Here is a 4,315-nt window from a genome sequence, read left to right as displayed (position 1 = left end):
GGTCACGTTTATTTCTTTTGTTGAGCGTTTAATAATTTGAGCTAAGAGGCTTGCGCCTCCGGCATCATCATCAAACGCCCACACTTATCGACTGTTAATTTTTAAAGATCTGCTGCGTTTGACAAAGCGTTTTGTTTGTCAGCAGCGAAGAAGGAAGATTATGAGGCTTGTCGTTGCTTCCGTCAACCCCCTGCTTTTCCTTCCATCCTGCGCTGCCTATGTTCAGCAGCGCGGGGACAGAACTATAGCAAGCCGCTGCGCGGCTTGCAAGCATTTATTCCGGCTGCCCCTTATCCCGCATCATATCGGCCAGGCTGCGCGGCGCCGGCTTCAACGGCGCGCGGTGCCGGGTCCAGCCCAGCTGCTCCGATGGCGTCAGCACACGCAAGCGGGTGGCCGCCCAGCGGAACAGCTTATATATGGATGGATGGGAAAACGCCCCGCTCCAGAAACGCCACACCAGGCGGTCACCGCGGCTGAACTTCGCGCCCTGCCCTTTCAGCGGATGCGCCACCTGCTCCTGCGGGTTGCGGTTCGCTTCCGTGCGCAGGCGCACCAGCAAGGCGGGGATCGGAATCCGCACCGGACAAACTTCGCCGCAAGCTCCACACAGGCTCGACGCGGTCGCCAGATCCGCTGTCGCCTCCAGTCCCAATAAATGCGGCGAAATGATCTTGCCGATCGGCCCCGGATACGTGGTTCCATAGGCGTGCCCGCCGATGCGGCCATAAACCGGACAGTGGTTCATGCAAGCCCCGCAGCGGATGCATTGCAAGGTGGAGCGCAATTGTTCGTCCGCATACGCCTGCGTGCGGCCATTATCCAGCAGCACCAGGTGCATCTCGCGCGGCCCATCCAGCTCGCCCGCGCGGCGCGGCCCGGAGATCAGGTTGAAGTAGGTAGTAATAGGCTGCCCGGTTGCGGAGCGCGTCAGCAGGCTGGCCAGCGGCACGATGTGCTCGAGCTTGGCCACCACTTTCTCCATGCCCATAAGGGCGATATGCACATCCGGCACGGTAGTCGACAGGCGGCCATTGCCTTCGTTCTCCACCAGCCAGATAGTGCCGGTGTCGGCAGCGGCGAAATTCACACCGGACAGCCCGATATCCGCTTCAGCAAACGCCGTGCGCAGCGCCCGCCGGCCGGTCTGGATCAGCGTATCGACATCCTCGCTGTAGGCGGTGCCAGGAATATGCTGTTCGAACAAGGTGCCGATGTCTTGCCGCGTCTTGTGGATCGCCGGCATGACGATGTGCGATGGCTTTTCCCCGGCCATCTGCACGATGTATTCGCCCATGTCCGATTCGATGCACTCGACACCGCGCTCGCCAAGGTAATGATTCAGTTCGATTTCCTCGCTGGCCATCGATTTGCCCTTGATGACCTTGCGCGCGCCATGCTGCTGCGCGATGCGCGCGATGATCTCGTTGGCGTCATCCCCCGTCTCTGCCCAGTGCACGTGAACGCCGGCGGCAGTGAGCCGCTCCTCCAGCTGCACCAGCAGCTGTGGCAGGTTGGCCAGCGCGTGCTTGCGGATGGCTTCGCCCACGTCGCGCAGCCGCTCCAGTTCCTCCGTGTCGGGAAACTGGCCGCTGCGCTTGGTTTGCAGGAAGTCCATCGCGCCACGGAAGCTCGCGCGCAGCTTGGGATCGTCCAACGCGGTCTTTGCGCGCTGGTGAAAATTCTCCGGCGCGACGAAATGCAGGGTCTGTCCGCTCATGGCTTGTTCCTTGCGGTGACGATCACTACCCACATCCAGCGTGGCCCGTGCGCGCCGAAGGCGAGGGTTTGCTGGATGTCCGAAGTTTTTGATGGCCCCGACGCCAGCACCAGGTTGCTCGGCATGCCGTCGCTCCAGCGCTCGGCGCGCGCAGCATCGTGCAGGGTGGCGTGCAGCGTGTCCGCATAGACCAGCGCGATGTGCAGCGGCGGCACCAGCGACACGGTGCGCGGCGTGCGCGCATCGGGCGCCAGTATCAAGGTGCCGGTGGCGGCGATCCCGGAGCGGACCACCGTGAAACCCGCGTCGACCGTACGGAACAGTTCCCCCTTCCAGGCTTCCAGGGGGCCGGCAAAAGGCAGCGATTCCATGGTGGCCGGCAGCGCACCGGCCAGCGCAGCGCCTTCCTCACCGGCCGTATCGAGCAGCAGGCGCTTGACGCCATGCTGTGCCAGTTTTTCGGCCAGCTGCGCCGGCCATTCGTCAGCCGTGGCCCGCCACACTTCGGCGCGCGACGCGCGCAGCGCGCTTTCCAGCGCATCGATCCGCGCCGCCGCGTCCGGACGCGGCCCCGCATAGTGCGCGGCAATCCGGGCATCGAGCGCATCAAGGGCATGGTGCGCATCAGCCACCGGCGCCGCCGCCCGCAGTCGGCCCAGCATGCGTTCGCGTGCATTCATCATGGCTGCCCCTCCCCGCCGGCCGCCACGCCGTTGGCCCGGCGCCACAGGAAGCTGGCCATGTGCTCCACCTGCAGCGGCGCGCCTTGCGCCCTGGCCGCGTGGCCGATATTGAGCAGGCAGGCGCAATCGGCCGATACCACGCGGCGCGCGCCGGTGGCGCAGGCCGACGCGACTTTGTCGCTGACCATGGCGCCCGAGATGTCCGGGTGCTTCAGGCAAAAGGTGCCGCCGAAGCCGCAGCATTCCGACTCGCGCACATGCTCCCGGCGCTGCACGCCCGGCAGCTCGTCCAGCAGCGCCACGCCATGCACGCGCGTGCCCATTTCCCGCCGCGCGCCGCACGATGTATGCAGCACCACGTCCTCATCGGCCTGAGGCTGCTGCGGATAACGTACCTGCAATACCTTCAGCAGGAATTCGCTCAGCTCATACACGCGTTCGGACAGCTCGCGCGCCTGCTGCGACAAGGCCGCGTCCCCCTTGAACAGCTCGGGCCAGTGGTGGCGCATCATGCCGGCGCAGGAACCTGACGGGACGATCACCGGCCAGTCCCGGGGGAACAGCGCCATCTGCGAGCGCGCCACCTCCCGCGACTGTTCGGGATTGCCGCTGCTGTAGGCCGGCTGGCCGCAGCAGCTCTGGCCGCGCGGGTAATGCACCGTGACGCCTTCGCGCTCCAGCAGGCGCACCGCATCCAGGCCGGCCTGCGGCATGAACAGGTCGATGACACAGGTGCCGAACAAATAGACGTCGGACGGCGGCGAGGCCGGGTAATGGCGAACTTGCATTTTGTCTCCGCAATTCTTGATGTAAGCGGCTATCATTCGCTCATTTTTTCATTCGCACAAATTGGTTGGACCAATTTTTGGTATCCTGTACGACGGGACCTGAGCGGAGACTGATGTGATGAAAGCGGACACCGGACGCGTTGAGAACGTGATGCGGCGAATCGAAACGGCACTGCTGGACGGCAGCTACCCGGCCCATGCGCGGCTGCCCGCCGAACGCGTGCTGGCGGAGCAATACGGGGTATCGCGCAACACGGTGCGCGAAGCGATCCAGCGCCTGGCTGCGCGCGGCCTGCTGCGCAGCCGCCAGGGCGCCGGGGTCTACGTGACGGAGCAACTGCGCACCGGCCCGCCGTCGCCGTGGGGCCAGCTGATAGCCGACCACCCCGGCGTGCGCGACGATGTGCTGGAATTCAGGCGGGTACTGGAAGGGGCCACCGCGTACTTCGCGGCCCAGCGCGGCACCGACGGCGACCGCGAACGCATCCGCGTGCAACTGGCGGCGCTGGAGCAGGCGCGCCTGGCCGACGACCAGCCGGCGGAAGCGGCGGCCGACGCCAGGCTGCACGAGGCGATAGCGCTGGCCTCGCACAACACGATGTTTTTACATCTGCACGCGAGCATCATCGGCATGCTGCGCGAGCACATCACCTTCAACGGAAGCAGCCTGCGCGCGCAGGAAGCGGAGGTGGGCACGCAGTTGCTTGCCCAGCACCGTTCGATCTGCGAGGCCATTTGCACCGGCCGGGCCGATGATGCGCGCGCGGCGATGCAAAGCCATATCGACTACGTGGCCGGCAGGGTGGCGGACTAGTTCGCCTTGTTGGACAATAAACGGTCCAGCAGTTCGATCCAGTGCCCGACCGGCATGTCGGTCCCCGCCTGCAAATGGCTTTGGCAGCCGATATTGGCCGATACGATCTGGTCGGCGCCGGTGGCCCGCAGCGCCGCCAGCTTGCGTTCGCGCAGCTGGCCGGACAGTTCCGGCTGCAGCAGCGAGTAAGTACCTGAAGAGCCGCAGCACAGGTGGCTGTCGGCGCACAGCCTCACATCCACACCGACCGCGCGCAGCAGTCCTTCCACCTTGCCACGGATCTGCTGCCCGTGCTGCAGGGTGCAAGGCG

At 65.2% G+C, this 4,315-nt stretch carries 5 protein-coding genes; 1 reads left to right on the top strand and 4 read right to left on the bottom strand.

Translation table 11 applies throughout. The features are described from left to right. Positions 1-274: 274 nt before the first annotated feature. From AC6H42_RS12935 to AC6H42_RS12925, 3 genes are read right to left on the bottom strand one after another with little or no spacing between them, the layout of a single operon-like run. Complete coding sequence (locus tag AC6H42_RS12935) at positions 275-1,720, bottom strand: LutB/LldF family L-lactate oxidation iron-sulfur protein (RefSeq protein ID WP_497548215.1); 1,446 nt, start codon at positions 1,718-1,720, stop codon at positions 275-277. Next, a complete protein-coding gene (locus AC6H42_RS12930) occupies positions 1,717-2,400 on the bottom strand; it encodes a LutC/YkgG family protein (protein WP_057156223.1) in 684 nt (227 codons plus the stop codon). Before AC6H42_RS12930 ends, AC6H42_RS12935 begins: the two co-directional genes overlap by 4 nt. Continuing rightward, complete coding sequence (locus tag AC6H42_RS12925; RefSeq protein ID WP_497548214.1) at positions 2,400-3,191, bottom strand: (Fe-S)-binding protein; 792 nt, start codon at positions 3,189-3,191, stop codon at positions 2,400-2,402. Before AC6H42_RS12925 ends, AC6H42_RS12930 begins: the two co-directional genes overlap by 1 nt. Before the next feature lie 118 nt (positions 3,192-3,309). Here AC6H42_RS12925 and AC6H42_RS12920 point away from each other — a divergent pair, with 118 nt between their 5' ends. Further along, positions 3,310-4,005, top strand: a complete 696-nt coding sequence (locus AC6H42_RS12920) for a FadR/GntR family transcriptional regulator (protein WP_057156222.1) — start codon at positions 3,310-3,312, stop codon at positions 4,003-4,005. Here AC6H42_RS12920 and AC6H42_RS12915 read toward each other — a convergent pair. After that, positions 4,002-4,315, bottom strand: a 314-nt coding sequence (locus tag AC6H42_RS12915; RefSeq protein WP_497548213.1) for a heterodisulfide reductase-related iron-sulfur binding cluster, incomplete at its 5' end; no start/stop codon positions are given. The genes AC6H42_RS12920 and AC6H42_RS12915 overlap by 4 nt on opposite strands.

The sequence above is a fragment of the Massilia sp. NBRC 108631 genome (assembly GCF_059704565.1).
This window is presented reverse-complemented; position numbering and strand designations above follow the sequence as displayed.

What these genes read in the sequence shown, in the direction of transcription:
- AC6H42_RS12925 (WP_497548214.1), bottom strand. Translation starts at nt 3,191, where the DNA reads ATGCAAGTTCGCCATTACCCGGCCTCGCCGCCGTCCGACGTCTATTTG.
- AC6H42_RS12920 (WP_057156222.1), top strand. Translation starts at nt 3,310, where the DNA reads ATGAAAGCGGACACCGGACGCGTTGAGAACGTGATGCGGCGAATCGAA.
- AC6H42_RS12930 (WP_057156223.1), bottom strand. Translation starts at nt 2,400, where the DNA reads ATGAATGCACGCGAACGCATGCTGGGCCGACTGCGGGCGGCGGCGCCG.
- AC6H42_RS12935 (WP_497548215.1), bottom strand. Translation starts at nt 1,720, where the DNA reads ATGAGCGGACAGACCCTGCATTTCGTCGCGCCGGAGAATTTTCACCAG.